Origin of the sequence: Dickeya aquatica, from assembly GCF_900095885.1 — a bacterium.
GTDB classification, from domain to species: Bacteria; Pseudomonadota; Gammaproteobacteria; order Enterobacterales; family Enterobacteriaceae; genus Dickeya; species Dickeya aquatica.
In genome coordinates this window covers 655,102-679,383 of the sequence record NZ_LT615367.1, presented here as the reverse complement: position 1 = coordinate 679,383, position 24,282 = coordinate 655,102, and the positions used below count along the sequence as shown (strand labels likewise).

Here is a 24,282-nt window from a genome sequence, read left to right as displayed (position 1 = left end):
CTCCTTTATTATGTTAAGTAAAAATTACCGTGGATGCGTTTGATTAAAAACGTTTATGCTCGCGCAAGTGGCCTGATTACAGACCGGTTTTTAGGGTGGCACTGCACAGATACGCAGCAACAACGTACGCTGTGGTGCATAATAGACTAACCATCTGTCTGATTTCTCAAAGGTAATTAAATTAACAGATGATTATGCGCCGCCCTGGCATAAGCCCACGACTGATTTAACGGGTGCGTTACATTACACCGACCATCAGCCTCCAAACAACATCATTTTGATAACATTTATTTTACTTTTATGTGACTGAGGCCACATTTTTTGACACCACGGCAAAGTAAAGCCGTAGAAAGCGTAAAGGTCGCTACACGTTTTCAACAATTCGCTTCTGTAGTCGTTCTTATTGCATAAAAATTCATTCATCTGCATAATGATTGCATGACTCCTTTTCCCAGGACGGTACGCCATGCGTCACTCCAATAAACAAGAAGATCTGGTTAAGGCGTTTAAGGCGCTGTTAAAAGAAGAGAAATTCAGCTCGCAAAGCGAAATTGTGCAGGCATTACAGGATGATGGTTTTGAGAATATTAATCAGTCCAAAGTCTCCCGCATGCTGACCAAATTCGGTGCAGTGCGCACCCGCAATGCAAAAATGGAAATGGTCTACTGTCTGCCTGCTGAACTGGGTGTTCCCACCACAACCAGCCCGCTGAAGAACCTGGTGCTGGATGTGGATTATAACGATGCGGTGGTTGTGATTCACACCAGCCCAGGGGCTGCGCAGTTGATTGCACGCCTGCTGGATTCACTGGGAAAATCAGAAGGGATCCTCGGGACCATTGCCGGAGACGACACCATTTTTACGACGCCTGCTCGCGGCTTTAGCGTTAAACAGCTCTATGAGGCTATTCTGGTGTTATTCGAACAAGAGCTGTAAGCCCGAGCCATGCACAACCCCATCATTTATGCATGGGTTGCGCCCACGGACAGCGGGCGCAAATGCGCGCATACGCACACTACAACGCTGGCAGCTCAGCCAATGGCCAGCGCGGACGTACGTTAATCCCCAGTTCATCGCGTGAGCCTTGAGCCAGCCTTACAGCGCCTGCGTAAGCAATCATCGCGCCGTTATCGGTACAGAATGCCGGGCGTGCATAAAACACCTCGCCGCCACGTTTAGTCATGAACTCAGCCAAACGCTGGCGCAGTGTGCGGTTCGCACTCACACCACCGGCAATCACCAGCCGCTGGTACCCGGTTTCATCCAGTGCACGTCGGCATTTAATCGCCAGCGTATCGACAACGGCGTCTTCAAACGCGCAGGCAATGTCAGCCTGCGTTTGCGCATCTCCACCCTTCTCTCGAATGGTGTTTGCGGCAAACGTCTTCAGACCGGAAAAGCTGAAATCAAGCCCGGGACGATCGGTCATCGGGCGAGGAAAGACAAAACGCCCAGCGACACCCTGTTGCGCCATTTTGGATAACAACGGCCCGCCGGGATAATCCAGCCCCAGCAGTTTAGCGGTTTTATCAAACGCTTCGCCTGCCGCATCATCAATCGACTCGCCAAGCAACCGATATTCTCCCACACCGGTTACGCTGATAAGTTGTGTATGACCACCAGATACCAACAGCGCCACGAACGGAAACGCAGGTGGGTTATCTTCCAGCATCGGTGCCAGCAAATGCCCTTCCATATGGTGCACCGGTATCGCAGGAACATTCCAGGCAAACGCCAGCGCCCGGCCGATGGTTGCCCCCACCAATAACGCGCCCACAAGGCCCGGCCCGGCGGTATACGCCACTGCGTCAATATCCACAGATTGCAGGCCCGCTTCTTTCAGCGCCGCCTGAATTAACGGCACCGTTTTTCGCACATGATCGCGGGAAGCCAGCTCAGGCACCACGCCGCCATAATCGGCATGCAACTTTATCTGGCTGTAAAGTTGATTCGCCAGTAATCCGGCCTGAGTGTCATAAATGGCGACCCCGGTTTCATCACAGGATGTTTCAATACCCAATACGCGCATGGCTGTTTTCACTCTCACTTCATTACTGCGACCAGCGTTGGCCACAGACTTTAGGCTGTGCGCAGTCTACCATAAGCCAACACACAGACGAGCAAACCGGCATCGCACGTTTTATGATCGCCGATAGACTTTACAAACTGGCCTGGGTTGCAGTAGAATTCCGCACCATTTTGAAAAGGCTGGCACAAGGCCAGCGGCAAACCGAATTTACTGAGGTGAGAGGCACATGCCGGTAATTAAAGTCCGTGAAAACGAGCCGTTCGACGTTGCTTTGCGTCGTTTCAAGCGTTCCTGTGAGAAAGCAGGTGTATTAGCTGAAGTTCGTCGTCGTGAGTTCTATGAAAAACCAACGACTGAACGTAAGCGCGCTAAAGCTTCTGCTGTGAAACGTCACGCCAAGAAGCTGGCTCGAGAAAACGCACGCCGCACTCGTCTGTATTAATTTTCAGGAGGCCCGGCCTCCATCGCGTGATTAATCCGCAGACTTAGCAGTTGCATACGAAGGCCGTGCTTTCCGAAAGGAATGCGCGGCTTATTGTCGTTTTACAAGCTTATAGATATAAGGGGCTTATGGCTGGACGTATTCCCCGCGTATTCATTAATGACCTGCTGGCACGCACTGACATCGTTGACCTTATCGATGCACGCGTCAAACTAAAAAAGCAGGGCAAAAATTATCACGCGTGTTGCCCGTTCCACCACGAAAAAACCCCGTCGTTCACCGTCAACGGTGATAAGCAGTTCTACCACTGTTTTGGTTGCGGAGCCCACGGCAACGCCATCGACTTCCTGATGAACTATGATCGTCTGGAGTTCGTTGAGAGCATCGAAGAGCTGGCGGCGATGCATGGTCTGGATGTGCCTTATGAAGCAGGCAACGGCCCCACTCAGCTAGAACGCCATCAACGCCAAAGTTTGTATGAGTTGATGGAACAATTAAGTGCTTTTTACCAACATACCTTAAATCAACCTGTCGGTGCGCCCGCCAGAGACTATCTGGCAAGACGGGGATTAAGCGATGATATTATCCGGCAGTTCGCTATTGGCTGTACGCCCCCTGGATGGGATAACGCCTTAAAGCGTTTTGGGCGCGACAGCGATAACCGGGCCACCTTGACTGATGCCGGCATGCTGGTCACTAATGACAATGGCCGGACTTACGACCGTTTTCGCGATCGGGTGATGTTTCCCATCCGTGATAAGCGTGGCCGTGTTATTGCGTTTGGCGGACGAGTCATGGGAGATGGCACGCCCAAGTATCTGAACTCACCGGAAACTGAGGTTTTTCATAAAGGCCGTCAATTGTATGGCCTGTATGAAGCCCAGCAGCGTCATCCAACGTTAAAACGGCTGCTGGTAGTAGAAGGCTATATGGATGTGGTTGCTCTGGCCCAGTTTGGCATTGATTATGCCGTCGCTTCGCTTGGCACATCGACCACCGCGGATCACATCCAGTTACTGTTTCGCGCCACCGATAAAGTGGTGTGCTGTTATGACGGTGACCGTGCCGGACGTGATGCGGCCTGGCGGGCACTGGAAACCGCACTCCCCTATCTGGATGACGGCAGGCAACTGCACTTTATGTTCCTGCCAGACGGCGAAGACCCGGATACACTGGTGCGTAAGGAAGGCCACACGGTCTTTGAGCAACGAATCGAACAGGCGATGCCGCTGTCAGCATTCCTATTCGATTCTCTGCTGCAACAGGTTGATATGAGCACGCCTGACGGACGTACCAAGCTCAGCACGCTGGCGCTGCCCCTGATAAGTCAGGTACCAGGTGAAACATTGCGCTTATACTTACGCCAGCAGCTTGGCAACAAATTGGGGTTACTGGACGACAGCCAGTTAGACCGCCTGTTACCCAAACAACAGGAATCCGCGTCGTCCTACCAGCCGCCACGGCTAAAAGTCACAACTATGCGTATACTGATAGGACTTTTAGTGCAAAATCCACGGCTGTCTAAAGAGGTGCCGGAACTGGCGCTCGATGGTGTGGATGAGAGCAAAGTGCCTGGGTTAACGCTCTTTTTAGACATCGTGAACATCTGTAATGAGAGTCCGGGGATGAATATGGGGTTGCTGCTGGAAAAATATCGCGAGAGTCATTATCGCAAGCAGCTTGAAACTCTCGCGTCCTGGGACCATATGATTGAAGAGGACGAGCTCGAAGAAAAATTCCGGGTCAGCCTGGCCGAGCTCTATGACCAGTTGCTACAACAACGCATGGAAGTGCTGATCGCCCGCGAAAGAACACACGGGTTGAGCACAAACGAACGCAAAGAACTGTGGTCGTTGCAACTGGCACTAACACGAAAGAACTGATTTCCTGCGGCTTAACTGCCGATAAAAAGTAGGGTTTGATCCCTACAGCGTGCCGCTACAGGGGCTGCGGCAATAAGAAAAACTCCCCTAATGTTATTGTTAGCGATTTACGCTGACCGACACCAACCCCAATATTCTGAAGTGTGGATACCGTCTTATGGAGCAAAACCCGCAGTCACAGCTCAAGCTACTTGTCACCCGTGGTAAGGAGCAAGGCTACCTGACCTATGCCGAGGTCAATGACCATCTGCCGGAAGATATCATCGACTCCGACCAGATCGAAGACATCATCCAGATGATTAACGACATGGGCATCCAGGTGCTGGAAGAAGCACCGGATGCCGATGATCTGATGCTGGCCGAAAATACTGCCGACGAAGATGCTGCCGAGGCGGCCGCGCAGGTACTGTCGAGCGTTGAATCCGAGATAGGCCGTACAACTGACCCGGTTCGCATGTATATGCGCGAAATGGGTACGGTCGAACTGCTGACTCGCGAAGGTGAAATCGATATTGCCAAACGCATTGAGGACGGTATCAACCAGGTGCAGTGCTCTGTTGCTGAATACCCGGAAGCTATCACCTACCTGCTGGAGCAATATGATCGCGTCGAGGCGGGTGAAAGCCGTCTGTCTGATCTGATAACCGCCTTTGTCGATCCGAATGCCGAAGAAGACCTGGCACCGGCCGCCGCGCCAGAAAGCACCGTATTGGCCGACGACGGCATCGATGATGATGATGAAGATGAAAACGAAGAAAGTGACAGCGACGACGCCGATGACGATAACAGCATCGACCCGGAACTGGCCCGCCAGAAATTCACCGATCTGCGCGATCAGTACGAATCCACCCGCCTGAGCATCAAGGCGCATGGTCGCAGTCATCCAAGCGCTATCGAAGAAATTAACAAACTGTCCGAAGTGTTCAAACAGTTCCGTCTGGTGCCAAAACAGTTTGATCTGCTGGTCAACAACATGCGCGCCATGATGGATCGCGTGCGTGCTCAGGAACGCCAGATCATGAAACTGTGCGTTGAACAGTGCAAAATGCCGAAGAAAAACTTCGTCACCCTGTTCACCGGCAACGAAACCAACAGCAAATGGTTCGAAGCAGCACTGTCACTGAACAAACCCTGGTGTGAAAAGTTGCGCGAAGTTGAAGAAGACGTACTGCGCAGCCTGCAAAAATTACAGCAAATTGAAGAAGAAACCGGTCTGACCATCGAGCAGGTGAAAGACATCAACCGCCGTATGTCTATCGGTGAAGCCAAGGCGCGTCGTGCCAAGAAAGAGATGGTAGAAGCGAACCTGCGTCTGGTTATCTCGATTGCCAAAAAATACACCAACCGTGGCCTGCAATTTCTGGATCTGATCCAGGAAGGCAACATCGGCCTGATGAAAGCGGTAGACAAGTTCGAATATCGCCGTGGCTACAAGTTCTCCACTTACGCCACCTGGTGGATCCGTCAGGCGATCACCCGTTCTATCGCGGATCAGGCGCGCACTATCCGTATCCCGGTGCATATGATTGAGACCATCAACAAACTCAACCGTATTTCCCGCCAGATGTTGCAGGAAATGGGTCGCGAGCCGACGCCGGAAGAACTGGCTGAACGCATGCTGATGCCGGAAGACAAAATCCGCAAAGTCCTGAAGATAGCCAAAGAACCTATCTCGATGGAAACGCCGATTGGTGACGATGAAGACTCACATCTGGGGGATTTCATCGAAGACACCACGCTGGAGCTACCACTGGACTCTGCCACCTCAGAAAGCCTGCGTTCTGCAACCCATGATGTGCTGGCTGGCCTGACCGCGCGTGAAGCCAAGGTACTGCGTATGCGTTTTGGTATCGACATGAATACCGACCATACGCTGGAAGAAGTCGGCAAACAGTTCGACGTCACCCGCGAGCGTATTCGCCAGATAGAAGCCAAAGCACTGCGTAAACTGCGCCATCCAAGTCGCTCGGAAGTGCTGCGCAGCTTCCTCGATGACTAAAAGCGTTTGCGCCCGCTCTATCTCTTTAAACCATCAACCCCCGGCTATACCGGGGGTTTTCTTTTTGACTCGACTCATCAAGACGTATGACACAGGCCATCTTCCCAACAACGACCAAATCAACGGTAAGTGATAATAACCTGCCGTAAAGTGGGCATAAAACAACCATATAGCCATCTGGCTATAGACCCGACCTAACGGATTACCTATAATCTACACCCGCTTGGCCCCTTAGCTCAGTGGTTAGAGCAGGCGACTCATAATCGCTTGGTCGTTGGTTCAAACCCAACAGGGGCCACCAAATAAAACAAGGAGTTAGATGATAAATCGTCTAACTCCTTTTTCTTTGGATGCAATTTGGGTCAGGTAATGGGTCAGGTAAGGAATTGCCTCCCAGCCCTCTTCACCTCGCCGCTAACATCCCCGGATAATGTTTGGCGATAATGTCGTTCATCTGATCGATCAAGTCAGGGCGTTTAAAGATGAGATGCCCGGTGCCTTTCTGAAAGTAATGCACACTAAAATACGCATCTTCGTATTCTTGCTGATGAGGATTATCACGAATATGGTTCATCAGCCGGATAGTCACATCGCCCCGGTTATCAGGAATGGGTTTGCCATCCAGCAAGGACAGCATCCGCTCCAGATCGGCCAGTTGATCGCGTCGCCAGCCCCAGTTCAGGCCAAAACCCCAACGGTGGTACGTCACCAGATTACTGATGATGATTTTCTTACCGAAGTAGCAAGGATGGTTGGTTTTGTAATCCCATGATAACCCTTTGAATACGTTAATCACCCCGCGTTCGAATACCTCCCGCTTGCTCTGGTGAAGCTGTTCAAACGTGCTGAGAATATTGGCCTCGCTGATGGTCGGTAGATCGCCCTCGTCCAGATTCTTATGCCACTGGCTGCGGGCTTGTGCGTCCATCAGTGACAACATGCCGGATTTCAGCATCAGGTCGCGCCAGATATGGCTGTCCAGCGTGCGGATAATGGCTGGCATCGCCTTGTCAGGCGTTTCTGTCAGCCAGCAATCATAGCGATGCCCTGGCTTCAATGCCCAGTCTTCAGCGGTGCCGCCACCGATAGTCGCCGTTAGCGTTGAAATAGCCTGTAACCGGGTAATGAGCTGTTCTATCTGTTGCAGCGCGGCATCACGTCCAGTGACGATACGCGCAATGTTGGTCGAGCCAATCAGCTCGGTGTGGCCGGTTAACACCTCGGGTTCAGTTTGCATAGTGTGTTGTCCATACATCACAGCCAATGCGCCAGCCGGTAAGGCTGGCGCATTATGCATCGGGGGAAGGATTAATCGGTTTGGTGTTGTGTGACTGGAAAGCTGCTCGCAGTCTTTATGGCTTGAGCAGGCCGGTGGCGCGTCTGGCGCGGAGAATATCGACCGCGTTCAGAAACGGTTTTTGCTCCTGCCAGCTAAAACCGCTGCGATCGATACGCACCAGTTCATAGCGCTCCACCAGAAAGTTCACGGCGTCCGGCAGCGAAACTCCGGCGTCGAGGTGGGCCTGGATCTCGGCTTCCTCGCAAAACGGCGTGTCGTTGAGCGTCAGCCCGTAGTGCTTGTCCAGCAGGTACGTCAGCAGGCGCTGCCAGATGTGGACCGGCGTTAACGGCAACGCATCGTGAGACGATGCAGGGTGGTGGGTCATGGTAAAAATCCTTGCGAAAAAGAGTGAGGGACGTGAAGCGGCAACAGCCAGAAGAAGGCTGGCATTACAGCCAGCCGCGTTCGGCGAACGACACCACCTGATTGCCGCCAATGACCAGATGATCCAGCGTGCGGATATCCACCAGCTCAAGAGCGCTTTTCAGCCGCTCGGTGAGCGCCCGGTCCGGCGTGCTCGGTTCGGTATGGCCGGATGGGTGGTTGTGCGCCAGGATCACCGCCGCCGCGTTGTGGCGCAGGGCCGCTTTGACGATTTCTCTGGTGGGAATCTCGACATGGCTGATGCTGCCCAGCGCCATGATTTCCCGGTCTATCAGGCGATGCTGGTTATCGAGAAACAGCACCATAAACACCTCCCGCTCCAGCGGGGCCAGATGCAGTTGCAGCCACATTCGGGTATAAGAGGAGGCGGTAAACTGCTCGTCCGGCTGGCGCAGGTGGCGCTCCAGCAGGCGCTGGGCCCGGCGGATGATGCGCTGCTCATGTTCGGTAAACGGGGTCGGTAAAACCGGTTGATTCATCGGGGGTCTCCCTGAAAACACAAACAGGATTTAGTCGGCATGTTGCAGCAGCGATTCCGCCAGCACCCACAGCGCCCGGTTGAGCCGCACATCGTTGTCGATGCTGCTGACGGCACGGGTGCGGGCCCGTTTCCCCTGCGGGTTGCGACCGGGCAGCCCGCCCTTTATCAGGTTCTCCTGAATACGCTGAAAGGTAGTCCACAGGTCTTGCCGGTCGTCCTGCCAGCGGCGCGGCATCAGGATTTGCGTGGCCGTCACCGGCTGATGCGCCTCACCAAAACGGTACGTCAGGGCGGCGTTTGCCAGCGCGGATTGCGCCGGAGGCGGTAACAGCAATGACTGCATGGCATCGCGCTTTTCCCCGATGCGCTCAAAGGTATCCAGCACCTCATACGCGCCTTCAATCACCCGGCCCACCACATCGCCTTTATGGGGCACCCGCACCTCACCAAAACTTTCGCCGCAAATCAGCCCGTTCTGGCACACCTGCCGGAACAGCCCCGGCAGCATCTGGTACGAGCTGGAGCCGTCATGACTGTTGAGCAGGATGATTTCCGGCACCTGATGGCCGGTGATTTGCCCTTCCCGACGCAGGCGCAGCATGTGTTTGGTGTGCTCGCGGCGGCTGTCGTCGCGCACGCGGGTCTGGCAGGCAAAGAACGGCTGGAAGCCTTCACGTTGTAAATTATCCAGAAGGGTAATCGTCGGAATGTCAGTGTATCGGTCACTGCGGGACTCATGCTTTTCCTCACTGAACACGCTGGGTACGGTGCGAAACAGCTCTTCGCGGGTTAACGGGCGGTCACGGCGGATCAGGTTTGCCGCGCCAAAGCGCGAGGCCAGACGGGTCATGGCAGACTCCTTGAGATAGCTGAAAATAAAAAGCCCGGACGCACAGGCGACCGGGCTCGGAAAACGGATGGGTAATGCAGAATTAACGGCTCAGAAGAACACCGCCCACAGGGCGCGGGCCACGGACACCACGGTATCGCGCAGCGTCTGGATAAGCGTGCGCACCGTGGCCGGTATCAGCGGCAGACGGCTGACGGTATCGAGCGTGCTGCCCACCGTATCGGCAAAATCATCGCGGGCTTTTTGAGTGACACGTTCGCTACGAAGGGGCGGCTGTAGCTGTGTGACCAGCGGGCTGCTGGCTTCGCGCGGCAGGCTTGCCACCATCAGCGCCGCCATGTGCGACAGCCCCCAACGCAGCCGTACCGAAACCGCACAGACCGGATGCACCGGCAAAAACAGGGTGTGCAGCAGGGTGATTTTGCGCGCAAGGCTCTGCCGCTGTGTGGCAGACAACGCCTTCACGCCGCCCTCAGTGGGTTCAATCTTGTCCGCCTGACTGACCACAAACAGCACCTTGTGCCGCCAGGCTTCGCCAATCACCTGATGGTAAAAGTGCTCGTCCACCGCCAGCGCCCGGTCATCGGCCTTGATAAGCCACAGCACCAGATCGAGATGCGGAAGTTGCTGGCGATACATCGCGGCATACTCCGCATCACGCCGTTCACTTTCACCGACACCGGGCAGGTCTACCAGCGTCATACAACGCTCACCCACGTTAAGGCGAAAGCGCAACGGCTCACGGGTGCAGGCCGCCACATCACTGACCGGCGACACCTCACCGGCAAACAACGCATTACACAGGCTGCTCTTGCCCGCACCGGTCTTGCCCATAATGCCGATAACCGGCTCGTAGTGGGTTAACTGGTTTATTTGCTGCAGAATCCGCTCTGATGCCCACTGCGGCAGGCCAGAAAGCGATTGCTGAAACGACTTCAAACCTTCAGAATTGTTCATTACTACTCCTCTGAAAAATAATACAAAAACGGCAGAATCGTGAGATTCTGCCGTTAATCGGGTATGTTCAGAAGAATGATATATATCTGAAAATTATTTGAATTGAGGTAAGCGTCAAACCACTGCCTCCTGTGATCCCAGTCCTTGAGTCGTTAGGTTATTCTGGCATCCCGCAGACCAAAACAGCGGATAAGGGCAAATTGCCTGAGGGGCTATAGAGCATTGGCAGCAAGGTTTTATAGTTGGATGGCATCAATCTAGCGGTATAGAGAAATCAGCCAATACGATGACTGTCTACGTTTGAGACATCATTTCTTGCTGTTACATAAGTATTAATGCATGATTATCATCAATTTGATTACAACCATGGCACTTTATGGATTACCGTATTCAATTTTCATTTTCCCCTATAGTGATGATTCATGCCTAGTTCCCCTTCTAAGCGGCTTGAGGGCTTGAGTTTGGTCCAGCGCGAGCGGCTCGCCTACATCGATTTTCGGCTCTACTTCTTCGGTGAGATCGGTCGCCCAGATCTGATTGAGCGCTTCGGTGTGGCTCCGGCTGGAGCCACACGCGATCTGGCCTTATACCGGGAAATTGCACCGCATAACATCACCTTCGATGGTAGCAACAAGATCTATCGCATCGGGCAAGCGTTCTCTCCGTTGTTTGAGCACGCATCGCAGCGTGTTCTGTCGGCGCTGGCTCTCGGCTTTGGCGATGGAGTGAGCGGCCCAATGCAGGCGCTGCTACCATGCGAATCTCCCGCAGCCCTGAGCATCCCCAAAATGGATGTGTTAGCCGCGATTTGCCGAGCTATCCACACCAAGCGACCTGTCGCCATCCGCTACCATTCGATGAGCAGCGGCGAGTCCGAGCGGGTCATTGTGCCCTTTGCCTTGGTAGATACCGGACTGCGCTGGCACGTCCGGGCCTTTGATCGCAAAAGTGGAGAGTTTCGGGATTTCGTCGTCACCCGCATCGAAGCGCCAACATTGCTCATCGAGGCTCCACAGGCCAACGAACAACCGGATAACGACATTCAGTGGACGCGCATCGTCGAGCTGGATTTCGTGCCGCACCCGAGCGTTGAGCGCCCCGAGATCATCAAGATGGACTACGGGATGACCGATGGCTCGATCAGGATGCGCGTTCGCGCGGCGGTAGCAGGCTATATGTTGCTGCGCTGGCGGGTGGACTGCTCACCCAATCATTGTCTTCGTGGACCGGAGTACCGATTATGGCTCAAAGATCATCTCGCGATTTACGGCGTGAAAAACGCCTTACTGGCACCAGGCTATAGCACCGCTACAAAGGCTGACTCTTGATGGAACTGATCGACAATATCAACCGCCTGCTCGGAGACGACCTAAAGCAGACGCTCAAACCCGGTACTCGCCTGAAGATCGCCGCCTCCTGCTTTTCGATGTACGCGTTCGAAGCGCTCAAAGCAGAGCTGGAAAAAATCGACGATCTGCAATTCATCTTTACCTCGCCGACGTTTACCGCTAACGAGGTTACCGATAAGATTCGCAAGGAACGCAAAGAATTCCACATCCCGAAGGCTGACCGCGAACGGAGTTTGTATGGGAGTGAATTCGAAATTCAGCTGCGCAACAAACTGACCCAGCGCGCAATTGCAAAAGAGTGCGCGGATTGGATGCGGCGCAAGGCAACATTTAAGTCCAATCGCAGCAAAGCACCAATGCAGCAGTTTGCTTGTGTTCAGGCTGCTGCCGTTGAGACTGCCTACATGCCACTGCACGGCTTTACCGCCGTCGATCTCGGCTACCAGCAGGGCAACGCGGTCTCCAACCTCGTCAACAAGATGGACGAGCCGACGTTTACGGCGGCCTATCTCAGTCTGTTTAACCAGATCTGGCAAGACCGCGATAAGCTGGAGGATGTAACGGCGCAGATCTGCGACCATATTGCGTCCGTCTACCAGGAAAACTCGCCCGAGAGCATCTACTTCCTGATGCTCTACAATATCTTCAATGAGTTTCTGGACGACATCAACGAGGATGTCCTGCCGAACGACCGCACGGGCTATCAAGACACGCTCATCTGGAACAAACTCTTCAACTACCAGAAAGATGCTGCCACCGGGATCATCAACAAACTTGAGAGCTACAGCGGCTGCATCCTGGCCGACAGCGTGGGCTTGGGCAAGACTTTCACCGCGCTGGCCGTGGTAAAGTATTACGAACTGCGCAACAAGTCAGTTCTGGTGTTATGCCCCAAGAAGCTGGCAGACAACTGGCTAAACTACAGCCGCAACCTCAAGACCAACATATTTGCTCGCGACCGGTTCAACTACGACGTGCTTTGTCATACCGACCTCAGCCGTACGGGCGGTGAGTCGTTCGGCACACCGCTGAATCGCATCAACTGGGGCAACTACGACCTCGTCGTCATCGACGAGTCGCACAACTTCCGCAACAATGACGCCTACAAGGACAAGGAAACCCGCTACCAGAAGCTGATGAACAAGGTCATCAAGGAGGGCGTGAAAACCAAGGTGCTGATGCTTTCAGCCACCCCGGTGAACAACCGCTTCAATGACCTGCGCAACCAACTAGCACTGGCCTACGAGGGCGACTCCGAGAACCTCAGCAAGAAGCTGCGCACCGGCAAGACGGTAGAGGACATTTTCCGTGGTGCGCAGGCCAGCTTCAATGCATGGGCAAAGCTTCCATCGGAAGATCGCACAGCGCGGGCCATCTTGGATTCGTTGGACTTCGATTTCTTCGAATTGCTCGACAGCGTCACCATCGCACGCTCGCGCAAGCATATCCAGACCTTCTACGACACCAAGGAAATCGGTCAATTCCCCGAGCGCCGCAAACCCTTGTCGTTCCACTGTCCGCTCACGCAGCGAACGGATGTGATGAGCTTCAACGAGATCTTCGAGCAGTTGTCTTTGCTCAAGCTCGCCGTTTACGCCCCGATCAGCTACATTCTGCCCAGTCGGCTCAAGAAGTACGAGGAGATGTATGACACTCAGGTCGCAGGCAAAGGCAAGCTTAAGCAAGTCGACCGCGAAAAGAGTCTGCAGGCATTGATGACGACCAACTTGCTCAAGCGCCTAGAAAGCTCGATTGAGTCCTTCCGCTTGACACTCCAGTCCCTGCGTTCGAACCACACGAATACGCTGGGCAAGATCAGCGCTTTCAATCAAACTGGCGACCTCAGTGGCATTGACAGCAGAATCAATGACCTGACCGACCAGTTAGAGAACCTCGACGCAGACGACGACTTGCCTAACATTAGCGAAAGCGAGATCGGCGGCAAGGTCAAAATCAGCCTCGCCGATATGGACTTGCCTTCATGGGAGCATGAGCTGAAGGTCGATCTGGAAATCATTGATGCCTTGCTGACGTCGATGAACAAGATCAAGGCTGCCGATGATGCCAAACTGCAGCATCTGAAGGCACTGGTTCTGGAGAAGATCGCAGCGCCGCTGAATCCCGGCAACAAGAAGGTGCTAATCTTTACCGCCTTCGCCGACACCGCTGACTATCTGTATGCCAATTTGGCTCCGGAATTGCTGGCCACACAGACCTTGCACAGCGCGAAAGTCACTGGCAAAGGTGCGCCGAAGTCCACGCTCAAGAAGAGCTACGACTTTCAGGAACTTCTCACCCTCTTCTCGCCGCACTCGAAGGAGAAAACCATTGTACTGCCGAATGAGGCGGCAGAAATTGACTTATTGATCGGCACCGATTGTATCTCTGAAGGCCAGAACCTGCAGGACTGCGACTACCTCATCAACTACGACATCCACTGGAATCCCGTGCGCATCATCCAGCGCTTCGGCCGCGTGGATCGTATCGGTTCGCCCAACAGCAGCATCCAACTGGTCAACTACTGGCCAGACATCTCGCTGGACGAATACATCAACCTGAAGGAACGGGTTGAGAACCGGATGATGATTGCCGACGTCACGGCCACCGGCGATGACAACGTGTTGAGCGCCCAAGCCAACGACGTGTCTTATCGCAAAGAGCAATTGCGACGTTTGCAAGAGGAAGTGATCGAGCTGGAAGACCTGAAGACTGGCGTGTCGATCACTGATCTCGGGCTCAATGACTTCCGAATGGACTTGCTCAACTATGTGAAAGCCAATGGCGAATTGAGCAACGTGCCAAGCGGCATACATACTGTGGTGCCTGCCAAGCCGGAGTTGGGCCTGCGCCCGGGCGTGATCTTCACGCTGCGCAACCGCAATCCGAGCGTCAATGTCAGCCAGCACAACCGTCTGCACCCTTACTACCTCGTCTACATCAACCGCGAAGGTGAAGTCATTCACGATCATACCGAGGTCAAGCGTTTGCTGGATCTGGTGCGCAGTTGCTGCAAGGGACAAGCCCAGCCTATTACAGATGCCTGTCTCCTATTCAACGAGGAAACGGCCGATGGCCGCAAGATGCAGGTGTATTCGGATCTGCTTGGCAAGGCCATCCGCTCAATGATTAAGGTGAAGGAAGAGAAGGATCTGGACAGCCTGTTCAGCGGCGGTAAAACCACCGCGCTGGTCAATACCATCGCCGGGCTGGACGACTTCGAACTGATCACCCTCATCGTGATTCAGGAGGCCGGATGAGTTTGCACGCCCGATTCGAGTCGAACGCCGCATTCATCAACTACCCGAAGCAAGCCGCTTTTGGCCGCACCCTGCCAAAGAACAAAATCTACGAACACAGCGGTGCCAACACAAGGTTGAAGGACTTGTTCGTCGAGCAGGTGGAGCAGATCGTCTGGCAATACAAGTTGGCCCCGGAAACGATCAACCTGCCCGCCAGGCCGGGAGTACCAGAGCTTCAGATTTTCTCGATCCAGCTTAAGACATCTGAGCTGAATATAGACGTTTTGCGTTGCATTGATGGCGCGGTGCCGTTTCCCATCATCTTCGAGCTAAGCTTTGATGGCCGAACACAGGTAATCGCTGCATACAAACGCCCCAATGAGTCAGACGCCAGTCGTTGGGTCTTGAGTGACTACTTTGCAACAGTCTGGTTGCCGAGTGACTGTGAGCGCGCTGCCATGCCCTTGGCACTCAACTTGGGCGGCTTGTATGAGCAGATGCTTCACCGTCTGATCCCCACTCCCGCGCGCCCACAAGAAAGTCTCGCGGGCTTGGTCGCACGCGTCGAACTGGTTGCAGCCAAGCGGCGTGAAGTTGAGAAAGCCGCAAGTAGACTTGCAAAAGAAAAACAATTCAACCGCAAGGTAGAGATCAACGCCGAACTGCGGATGTTGAAAGTTGAACTGGAAGAGCTCAAACATTGATAACAACAGGTGTAAAGGAATAAAACTGAAATGAAGATTCAATCCGTTGGCATCAAGAACTTCCGGGCACTCAAAGACGTCACGATTCCCTTCGACTCCGTTACGACGTTCATAGGGCCCAATGGCGCTGGCAAGTCGACAGTGCTACATGCACTCGATTGGTTCTTTAACGGCAAGCCCGGCTCGCTGACAGAGAAAGACTGCTCTTTTGGAGAGACTAACGAAGACATCGAGGTGCAAGTCACGTTCGCAGATCTCACCGAAAAGGATCGGGAGGCGCTTGGTAAGTACACTCCAGAGGGCGCAGCTACATTCACGGCGTGGAAGCGCCGTGCGGCTGACGGCACCGATGTGCTCTCTGCAAACGCAAAGGGATTCCCAGAGTTCAACGCAATCAAAACTGCAAATGGTGTAGCGGCGAAGAGGGAGCTTTATACCAATCTCAGAACTAGTCGCCCAGAGCTGGAGCTTCCTACAGCCACTACCGGTACAGCCATTGACCAGGCAATGACTACTTGGGAAGCATCACATACAGAACTACTCGTAGACGCCCCCGAATCATTGCAGACCAACTTTTTCGGTTTCAACAGCGGCGGCAAGATGAGTGGCCTTTTCGATTTCGTGCTGGTGACTGCAGACCTTCGCGCAAGTGAAGAATCAATCGACGGAAAGTCGAGCATCATTGGACGCATTCTTGAGCGTTCGGTTGATCGTGCTTCAGCTGATGAAGAGATTGCGAAGATCGTCGAGGAATCACGAACACAACAGCAAAAGGTGTACGACGAGAAATTCAAAGCACAACTTGATGTCATGACGACTCAGCTTAACGCGGTCGTTGCGTCCTATTCACCGGGTCGGGCAGTCACTGTTGCCCCGGCAGAGGTGGAGCTCAAAGCCCCCAAGACCACGTTCGAAGTAGCCGTGCTCGATGGCACAACCGAAACAGCGGTAGAGCGACAGGGGCATGGTTTTCAGCGGACGATTTTGATCTCGGCGCTCCAGCTCTTGGCACAGTCCGGCTCTGCATCAGCCAACGGGGTCATCTGCTTGGCAATCGAGGAGCCAGAACTCTTTCAGCACCCGATTCAGGCACAGGCGTTTGCAAAAGTGCTCCGCTCACTTGTCGAAGATCCCGACAAGTGTATCCAGGTGACGTATGCGACACACAGCCCTTATTTTCTTGAGGCCCGCCATTTTGATCAAGTCAGGCGATTGACGCGATCATCTGGAGAGACTCCGGCTGTGACTATCCACTTTGCCTCCGTTGATGATGTAAAGACCAGACTGCACCAGATAGTGAACACTGATGTTGTCGAACGTCAGTTAGATGGCATCGTTTCAGATCAGCTGGCTGTAGCCCTCTTTGCCCATCGCGCTTTTCTTGTGGAGGGTACCACCGAGTCATCGGTGTTCCACGGTATAGGCGACAAAATATCTCTTGGTGCGCTTGAAGCCGCTGGCATTTCCATTGTCCCAGTCGGAGGCAAGACGTCGATCCCTCTTGTCCATGCCATCCTGTCCGCACTCGGTATCCCGGTTTATGCGCTTTTCGATGCTGACAGAGCATGTGCGGCACGAGCAAAAGCCAAAGGAAAACAGCAAAACAAGATCGATGAAGAACTTGCAAAAAACGCCCGGGAAAACCGGACCACTCTGAAATACTTCGGCATTACTGAAGAGGATTTTCCGGAAGCTGTCGTCGGCGACACAGTCGCCATTTTTGAAGACCATCTGGAATCATTTCTCGTAGCCAACTGGCCTGAGTGGCTAGCCGCCTGCAGTGAAATCGAGGTTGCCACAGGTATCAGTCTCTCGAAGAATCAACTCGCATACCGCACGGCGACACTCAAAGCCGCAGGGGCGGTGCCAGAGATGCTCCAGCAAATTTTGGCCAAGGTAGAAGGAAAATGACTATGCATGAAATCATCTGCCCCCATTGCGGCAAGGCTTTCAAGATTGATGAAGCTGGTTACGCAGACATTCTTAAACAGGTTCGCGATGCTGACTTTGAGAAGCAGCTACATGAACGCCTTGAGCTGGCCGAAAGGGACAAGCAAAACGCGGTCGAACTGGCTCAAGCTAAGGTTACCAGCGAATTGCAGAAGGCTGCTTCTGCAAAGGATGCCGAAATCCAGGCATTAAAAGCCAGGTTGGATGCAGGAGAGGTTGCGCAAAAACTTGCTGTCAGTGAGGCGCTGAGCGCGGTAGAAAAAGATCGCGATGCGCTGGCGAACGCACTGGAAAAAGCACAGCAAGAGAATGAAACTAAAGCTCAACTGGCCGAGGCGAAGCGATTAAGTGATCTACAGCAAGCCGAGGCCACCAAGGATGCGGAGATTCAGCGTCTGCAGGCCAAGCTTGCAGCGGGCGAAGTTGCCCAAAAGCTCGCGCTCACCGAAGCGGTCAGCGTGGTGACGAAGGAACGTGACGAACTCAAGAGCGGACTAGATCGAGCTGCACTGGAAAAGCAACTTGCCGAGACTGCACTCAAAGATAAATACGAAACACAGCTCAAGGATCGCGATGGTGAGATTGTGCGTCTTCGGGACATGAAGGCACGGCTGTCGACCAAGATGATTGGGGAAACCCTGGAGCAGCATTGCGAGATTGAGTTTAACCGTCTCCGGGCCACCGCATTCCCAAAGGCCTACTTCGAAAAAGACAACGACGTGCGTACCGGCAGCAAGGGCGACTACATCTTCCGGGATATGGATGATGCAGGCACCGAGATCGTCTCGATCATGTTCGAGATGAAGAATGAAGGTGACGAAACAGCCACCAAGAAGAAAAACGAAGACTTCTTCAAGGAGCTCGACAAGGACCGCACCGAAAAAGGCTGCGAATACGCCGTGCTGGTATCCCTGCTGGAGCCCGACAGTGAGCTTTACAACGCCGGGATCGTTGACGTGTTTCACCGCTACCCGAAGATGTACGTCGTTCGGCCACAGTTCTTCATCCCCATCATCACGCTGCTACGCAATGCGGCGATGAAGTCACTTCAATACAAGTCCGAGTTGGCGCTGGTGAAGGCGCAGAACATCGACATCACCCAATTTGAAACCCAGCTCGATGACTTCAAGACTGCATTCGGTCGCAACTGGCGTTTGGCTTCAGATGGGTTTGAAGAAGCGGTCAAGCGCATCGACGAAGCCATCAAGGATCTTGAAAAGACCAAAGAAGCCCTGCACAAGTCGGCTAACAATCTACGGCTTGCCAACGATAAAGCTGAAGACCTGACAGTCAAGCGGCTCACCCGCGGCAACCCAACAATGGCCGCCAAATTTGCCGAGCTCAAACACCAAAACAATTCTGACGCCGAATAAAGCCAGCCCAGAAAGAATTAGGACACTGCGCAATAGTGCGGCGTCAGGAGGAAAAGAACATGGAAAAGCTAAAAATGCATTCACCCAATCTCACGCAGGACAACATCGCCCGCATTCGCGATCTGTTTCCTGGCTGCGTCACCGAAGCCAAGGGCGAGGACGGTACAGTGAAACTGGCGGTAGATTTTGACCAATTACGGCAGGAACTGGCAGATTCGATTGTCGAGGGACCACAGGAACGCTACCACCTGAACTGGCCGGGCAAACGTGAAGCCTTGCTTACGGCCAACGCGCCGATTGCTAAAACGCTGCGCCCGGTGCGAGAGGAGAGCGTTGAATTCGATACTACGAAGAATCTGTTTATCGAAGGCGATAACCTTGAGGCGCTCAAGTTGTTGCAAGAAACCTATCTCGGCAAGGTCAAGTTGATCTATGTCGATCCACCATACAACACGGGCAGTGATTTTATTTACGAAGACGACTTCGCTGAGAACTCAGAGGAATATCTTCTTCGTTCGAATCAAAAAGACACTCATGGAAACAGACTTGTTGCCAACAGCGAGTCAAATGGACGTTTCCATTCTGACTGGTTGAGCATGATTTACCCACGGCTAAAGCTCGCGAGGAGCCTTCTAGCTGATGACGGGGTTATATTTCTTTCAATTGATGACAATGAATCTGCGAATCTGAAGCATATCCTTGACGAGATTTTTGGGGAGGGAAACTTCATTGACACAATTGCCGTGGAAATGTCGACAACCTCCGGGCCAAAAACAGTTAATGCACAACAAGGAACGATTGTAAAAAACGTTGAATTCGTCCATGTATATAGAAAATCGGCTGCATTTGATAGCACCCCACACACCCCTCTTTTAGACGGTATCGACTCGTACGATACGCACTACACAGCTTGGCTTTACGAAGACGGAACGTTGGGTAGCCTTGCAGAGCAACTAATCGCGGACAAGGAGGTTGGGGCTGACATTCGACGCTTCGAACTAGTGGAGCGAGGTTCATTTAGCATCAAGAATATGGACAAGCTGTTGGCCGTATCTGATTCAGCCAAATCCTTTATCACGAAGAATCTCGCGAAAATTGCACGTATCGATCGAGCGCCAGTATCTGCAGCTGGGAAATCCACCCAAATTGGTCGATGGGAGTCTTTTGAGGTCGACCATAGAACCTATTTTCTAACGACACTTGCTAACGGCTCGCTGCAAGCCTTGATGCCACTTTCCCTCAACTTCCGAATGTCTGATGACTACAAACCTAGATTTGGTAGAACTGTCATACGGGGAGATCTTTGGAAAGGTTTCCACCAAGACATGGGGAACGTTGCCAAGGAAGGTGGTATTGCATATGCGAATGGCAAGAAACCCGTACGTCTAATTAAGCAGTTGATTAAGTGGGCGAATAATACTCGCGACGCTGTTGTGCTCGATTTTTTTGCGGGCTCAGCGACGACGGCGCATGCCGTTATGCAAGCCAATTCGGAAGATGGAGGAAACCGCCGGTTCATTTTGGTGCAGCTTGATGAAGTACCTGATCCTAAGTCAGAAGCAGCAAAAGAGGGCTATAAATCCATTGCGGAACTCTCTCGGGCGCGAATCTGCAAAGCGGGTGCGTCGATTGCTTCAAGCGCTGAACCGTCAGGTCAGAGAGCCGACGTTGGATTCCGTTCTTTGCGGGTAGATACGTCCAACTTGGCCGACGTCTACTACACGCCCGATGCGCTCGACAAAGCCAAACTCGACCTGTTCGTTGACAACATCAAGCCCGACCGCACTCCTGAAGACCTGCTGTTCCAAGTGATGCTGGATTGGGGCGTCGATCTAGCCCTGCCCATCAACAAACAGTCTATTCAAGGTAAAGATGTGTTCTTTGTCGATGGCAATGCCCTGGCCGCCTGCTTCGACGCCAGCGGTAGTATCGACGAAGCCTTTGTGAAGGAACTGGCCAAGCATCAGCCGCTGCGCGTGGTGTTCCGCGACGCGGGCTACAAGAACAGCGCGATCAAGATCAACGTCGAGCAGATTTTCAAGCTCTTGTCGCCCGCTACCGAAGTGAAATGTATCTGAGGGGCGCGCAATGAAACTTAAATTCAAACATCAGCCCTATCAGGCTGCGGCCGTGCAGGCGGTCGTCGATATTTTTCAGGGGCAGCCACCGGCCTCTGATGCGGCCATGAGCTATCGTCTTGACCCTGGTAATACCAAGAACGGCATGGGTGATCTGTTTGCAGTAGATACCGGTTTTAAGAATGTTGAGCTAACCCTCAGTGAGGTTGCTTTGCTTGATAATATCCAACAAGCGCAGCGCCAGAAAAATCTGCCGTTGTCGGAGAGCTTGGCCAAGACCACGGTCGCCAGGCTAAATCTTGATATCGAGATGGAAACGGGTACTGGCAAGACCTATTGCTACATAAAGACGATCTTCGAGTTGAACAAACAGTACGGCTGGAGCAAGTTCGTTATAGTGGTGCCGAGCATTGCCATCCGCGAAGGCGTGGCCAAGTCGCTGGAAATCACGGCCGAGCACTTTCTGGAGACCTACCACAAAAAGGCGCGCTTCTTTATTTACAACTCTAAGCAGTTGCACCATCTGGAGAGCTTCTCCTCCGATGCCGGTATCAATGTCATGGTGATCAACGTACAAGCGTTTAACGCCACCGGCAAAGATAACCGCCGCATCTATGAAGCGCTCGATGATTTTCAGTCACGTCGCCCGATCGATGTGATCAGCGCCAACCGGCCCATCTTGATCCTCGATGAGCCGCAGCGGATGGAGGGGGGAAAAACGCTGGATTCCTTGGCTAATTTCAACCCGTTGATGGTGTTGCGCTATTCCGCTACCCACAAGACCACACATAACAAGATCCACCGCCTGGATGCGCTCGATGCTTACAACCAGAAGCTGGTGAAGAAGATTGAGGTGCGCGGTATCTCGGTGAAGGGACTGGCGGGAACCAATGCCTATCTCTATTTACAAGCCATCGAAATCTCAAACAAAAAACCGCCAGTCGCGGTTGTGGAGTTCGAACAGAAACTCAGCGGTGGCAACATCAAGCGCGTCACTCGAAAACTGGGCAAGGGTGACAATCTGTTTGTGCTATCGAATGAGCTGGATCAATACCGCGATGGGTTTGTGGTATCGGATATCAATGCCAATACGGACACCTTGAGCTTTACCAATGGCGTAGAACTGACGGTGGGTGATGCGACTGGTGATATTTCCGAGATAGCGCTGCGCCGTATTCAGATCCGTGAGACGATCAAGGCGCACTTTGATAAGGAGATGGAGCTCTTCGATAAAGGTGTTAAGGTTCTCTCATTGTTCTTTATCGACGAAGTAGCCAGGTACCGGGACTACTCCGCTGCTGATGAAAAGGGAGAGTACGCAAAAATCTTTGAAGAAGAGTACGCCAAGCACCTTCAAGAAGCGTTTGATAATGGGTTTATGGAGGGGGATACCCCTTATGCTAAATATCTACGCCGCATTGCGGCCGATAAGACGCACAACGGCTACTTTTCCATCGACAAGAAGAGCAAGCGCCTCACCGATCCCAAAGTCGCTGCGCGCGGTGAAAATGCAGGCTTGTCGGATGACGTAGATGCTTATGATCTGATCCTCAAAGACAAGGAACGGTTATTATCGCTAGCTGAGCCGGTGCGTTTTATCTTCTCACACTCGGCCTTGCGTGAGGGTTGGGATAACCCGAACGTGTTTGTTATCTGCACGCTCAAGCATAGTGATAACACCATTTCACGCCGCCAAGAGGTCGGGCGTGGCCTGCGTTTGTCCGTTAATCAAAATGGTGATCGCATGGATCACCCGTCCATTGTTCATGACATTAACGTACTGACAGTCGTGGCCAGCGAAAGTTACAAGGACTTCGTGACCGCCTTGCAGAAGGACATTAGCGAGTCCTTGTCAGCTCGTCCGCGTGTGGCGGACAAGGCCTACTTTACGGGCAAGATGCTGAACACGAAGGAAGGCCCGATTACGGTATCGGACGACCAGGCCACGGACATCGAGTTTTATCTGATCCAGAACGGCTACGTCGATAAGAAGCGCAATATCACGGAGAAGTACCATCAAGCTAAAAAAGACGGCTCGCTGGAGGCATTGCCGGACGAGCTGCAGTCCTATGCAGAGCAGGTATTCCAGCTGATTGATAGCGTATTCAGCGAAAGCCAACTCATGCAGGTAGAAGATGGTCGCAAGCCCAAAAGACTGCAGACCAATGCCAACTTTGAAAAGCAGGAATTCAAGGCGCTGTGGGGGCGAATCAATCGCAAGGCTACTTACAGCGTGTTGTTTGATGATGTTGAGCTAGTGAACAATGCGATCAAGGCGCTCAATGACAACAATGCTGGGTTACGAGTGACGCCGTTACAATACACCATTCACCGTGGCGAGCAGACTGATACGGCAACTTACGATGGCCTCAAAAAGGGTAATGCCTTCGAGCTGAAAGTTACCGAAACAGAATCGCACAACGCCTCCATCCTCTCCGCTGTGCAGTACGATCTGATTGGCAAGTTATCAGAGGGGACTCTGCTTACAAGACGAACTGTTGCCGAAATTCTTAAAGGCCTCAATGCTGACGTCTTCGCACAATTCAAGAGCAACCCGGAAAGCTTCATTGCCGAAGCCATTCGCCTGGTCAACGAACAAAAGGCCAATGTCATTATCGAGCATCTGGCCTATGACACGCTAGAAGACAAGTTTGATTTGGACATTTTTACCACGGGACAGAGCAAACAGGATCTCAGTAAGGCCGGGAATAAATTGCAAAATCACATCTATGATTACGTGCTTACCGACTCTGCGATTGAGCGTAAGTTTGTCGAAGAGCTGGATACCAGCAAGGATGTGGTGGTATATGCCAAGTTGCCACGTGGTTTTCTGATCCCAACCCCTGTCGGCGATTACAACCCCGATTGGGCCATTTCCTTCAAAGATGGCTCGGTCAAGCATGTGTATTTCGTTGCTGAGACCAAGGGCTCGATGTCGTCACTGGATTTACGGCCTATTGAAGCTACCAAGATTAAATGTGCCCGTAAGTTCTTCGATGAGATCAACAAGAAGTTTGCTCCAGAAAACGTGAAGTATGACGTAGTGGATAGCTTCGGTAAGCTGATGGAAGTGGTCAAGTAAGATACAAAGGATCGGCCATGTGGTGGTGAGATTATGGCGTTCACAAATTGCCACCTATAAACATGGCCACATCTGAGCTCTCGTCCGGCATGTAGTGGCACACTGAATTTGTCCACCTGAACAGAGCTGATATCGTCGG

At 52.9% G+C, this 24,282-nt stretch carries 17 protein-coding genes and 1 tRNA gene; 12 read left to right on the top strand and 6 right to left on the bottom strand.

Annotated features, from left to right (window positions below; all coding sequences use genetic code 11):
- Positions 1 to 466 precede the first annotated feature (466 nt).
- On the top strand, positions 467 to 937 hold the full coding sequence (argR, locus tag DAQ1742_RS03085; protein WP_035339763.1) for a transcriptional regulator ArgR: 471 nt from the start codon (positions 467 to 469) through the stop codon (positions 935 to 937).
- A 79-nt stretch (positions 938 to 1,016) separates the two neighbouring features.
- Here argR and tsaD read toward each other — a convergent pair whose 3' ends face one another.
- Entirely contained in the window at positions 1,017 to 2,030 is a 1,014-nt protein-coding gene (gene tsaD / locus DAQ1742_RS03080; RefSeq protein ID WP_035339761.1) for a tRNA (adenosine(37)-N6)-threonylcarbamoyltransferase complex transferase subunit TsaD, read from the bottom strand.
- A gap of 226 nt (positions 2,031 to 2,256) precedes the next feature.
- Here tsaD and rpsU point away from each other — a divergent pair, with 226 nt between their 5' ends.
- The 4 genes from rpsU (at position 2,257) to DAQ1742_RS03060 (ending at position 6,655) form a co-directional block, all read left to right on the top strand.
- Complete coding sequence (gene rpsU / locus DAQ1742_RS03075; protein WP_001144069.1) at positions 2,257 to 2,472, top strand: 30S ribosomal protein S21; 216 nt, start codon at positions 2,257 to 2,259, stop codon at positions 2,470 to 2,472.
- Between the two features lie 128 nt (positions 2,473 to 2,600).
- Positions 2,601 to 4,355: a DNA primase gene (gene dnaG / locus DAQ1742_RS03070; protein WP_035339759.1), complete on the top strand. Its 1,755-nt coding sequence runs from the start codon at positions 2,601 to 2,603 to the stop codon at positions 4,353 to 4,355.
- A gap of 157 nt (positions 4,356 to 4,512) precedes the next feature.
- The gene (gene rpoD, locus DAQ1742_RS03065) at positions 4,513 to 6,354 is read left to right on the top strand and encodes an RNA polymerase sigma factor RpoD (RefSeq protein ID WP_035339758.1); all 1,842 of its coding nucleotides are present in this window, start codon (positions 4,513 to 4,515) and stop codon (positions 6,352 to 6,354) included.
- A gap of 225 nt (positions 6,355 to 6,579) precedes the next feature.
- Positions 6,580 to 6,655, top strand: a tRNA-Ile gene (locus DAQ1742_RS03060).
- A gap of 102 nt (positions 6,656 to 6,757) precedes the next feature.
- On the opposite strand, the gene DAQ1742_RS03055 is transcribed toward DAQ1742_RS03060, so the two are convergent.
- From DAQ1742_RS03055 to DAQ1742_RS03035, 5 genes are all read right to left on the bottom strand, one after another.
- Positions 6,758 to 7,591, bottom strand: a complete 834-nt coding sequence (locus DAQ1742_RS03055) for a DUF4942 domain-containing protein (RefSeq protein WP_180706228.1) — start codon at positions 7,589 to 7,591, stop codon at positions 6,758 to 6,760.
- Positions 7,592 to 7,706: 115 nt separating this feature from the next.
- Positions 7,707 to 8,021, bottom strand: a complete 315-nt coding sequence (locus DAQ1742_RS03050; protein WP_180706227.1) for a TA system toxin CbtA family protein — start codon at positions 8,019 to 8,021, stop codon at positions 7,707 to 7,709.
- 64 nt (positions 8,022 to 8,085) lie between these two features.
- Positions 8,086 to 8,559 carry a RadC family protein gene (radC, locus tag DAQ1742_RS03045; RefSeq protein WP_035339552.1) on the bottom strand — a complete coding sequence of 158 codons (474 nt, stop codon included), beginning with the start codon at positions 8,557 to 8,559 and terminating at the stop codon, positions 8,086 to 8,088.
- 30 nt (positions 8,560 to 8,589) lie between these two features.
- Positions 8,590 to 9,411, bottom strand: a complete 822-nt coding sequence (locus DAQ1742_RS03040; RefSeq protein ID WP_180706226.1) for a DUF932 domain-containing protein — start codon at positions 9,409 to 9,411, stop codon at positions 8,590 to 8,592.
- A gap of 90 nt (positions 9,412 to 9,501) precedes the next feature.
- Positions 9,502 to 10,368 carry a GTPase family protein gene (locus DAQ1742_RS03035; protein ID WP_180706225.1) on the bottom strand — a complete coding sequence of 289 codons (867 nt, stop codon included), beginning with the start codon at positions 10,366 to 10,368 and terminating at the stop codon, positions 9,502 to 9,504.
- Positions 10,369 to 10,790: 422 nt separating this feature from the next.
- On the opposite strand from DAQ1742_RS03035, the gene DAQ1742_RS03030 reads away from it, so the two are divergent.
- Genes DAQ1742_RS03030 through DAQ1742_RS03000 form a run of 7 tightly spaced genes read left to right on the top strand, consistent with a single transcriptional unit; the run spans position 10,791 to position 24,143 of the window.
- Positions 10,791 to 11,696 (top strand): helix-turn-helix transcriptional regulator, encoded by a 906-nt coding sequence (locus DAQ1742_RS03030; protein WP_035339755.1) that lies wholly within the window; start codon positions 10,791 to 10,793, stop codon positions 11,694 to 11,696.
- The gene (locus tag DAQ1742_RS03025; RefSeq protein ID WP_035339753.1) at positions 11,696 to 14,974 is read left to right on the top strand and encodes a helicase-related protein; all 3,279 of its coding nucleotides are present in this window, start codon (positions 11,696 to 11,698) and stop codon (positions 14,972 to 14,974) included. Before DAQ1742_RS03030 ends, DAQ1742_RS03025 begins: the two co-directional genes overlap by 1 nt.
- Entirely contained in the window at positions 14,971 to 15,660 is a 690-nt protein-coding gene (locus DAQ1742_RS03020; RefSeq protein WP_035339752.1) for a DUF4391 domain-containing protein, read from the top strand. Before DAQ1742_RS03025 ends, DAQ1742_RS03020 begins: the two co-directional genes overlap by 4 nt.
- Before the next feature lie 30 nt (positions 15,661 to 15,690).
- Positions 15,691 to 17,571, top strand: coding sequence for an ATP-dependent nuclease (locus DAQ1742_RS03015; RefSeq protein WP_035339750.1), 1,881 nt, complete (start codon positions 15,691 to 15,693; stop codon positions 17,569 to 17,571).
- Positions 17,572 to 17,573: 2 nt separating this feature from the next.
- Positions 17,574 to 18,983 (top strand): DUF2130 domain-containing protein, encoded by a 1,410-nt coding sequence (locus DAQ1742_RS03010; protein WP_035339748.1) that lies wholly within the window; start codon positions 17,574 to 17,576, stop codon positions 18,981 to 18,983.
- Between the two features lie 59 nt (positions 18,984 to 19,042).
- On the top strand, positions 19,043 to 21,061 hold the full coding sequence (locus DAQ1742_RS03005; RefSeq protein WP_051124002.1) for a site-specific DNA-methyltransferase: 2,019 nt from the start codon (positions 19,043 to 19,045) through the stop codon (positions 21,059 to 21,061).
- Positions 21,062 to 21,071: 10 nt separating this feature from the next.
- Positions 21,072 to 24,143 (top strand): type III restriction-modification system endonuclease, encoded by a 3,072-nt coding sequence (locus DAQ1742_RS03000; RefSeq protein ID WP_035339747.1) that lies wholly within the window; start codon positions 21,072 to 21,074, stop codon positions 24,141 to 24,143.
- Positions 24,144 to 24,282: the final 139 nt, after the last annotated feature.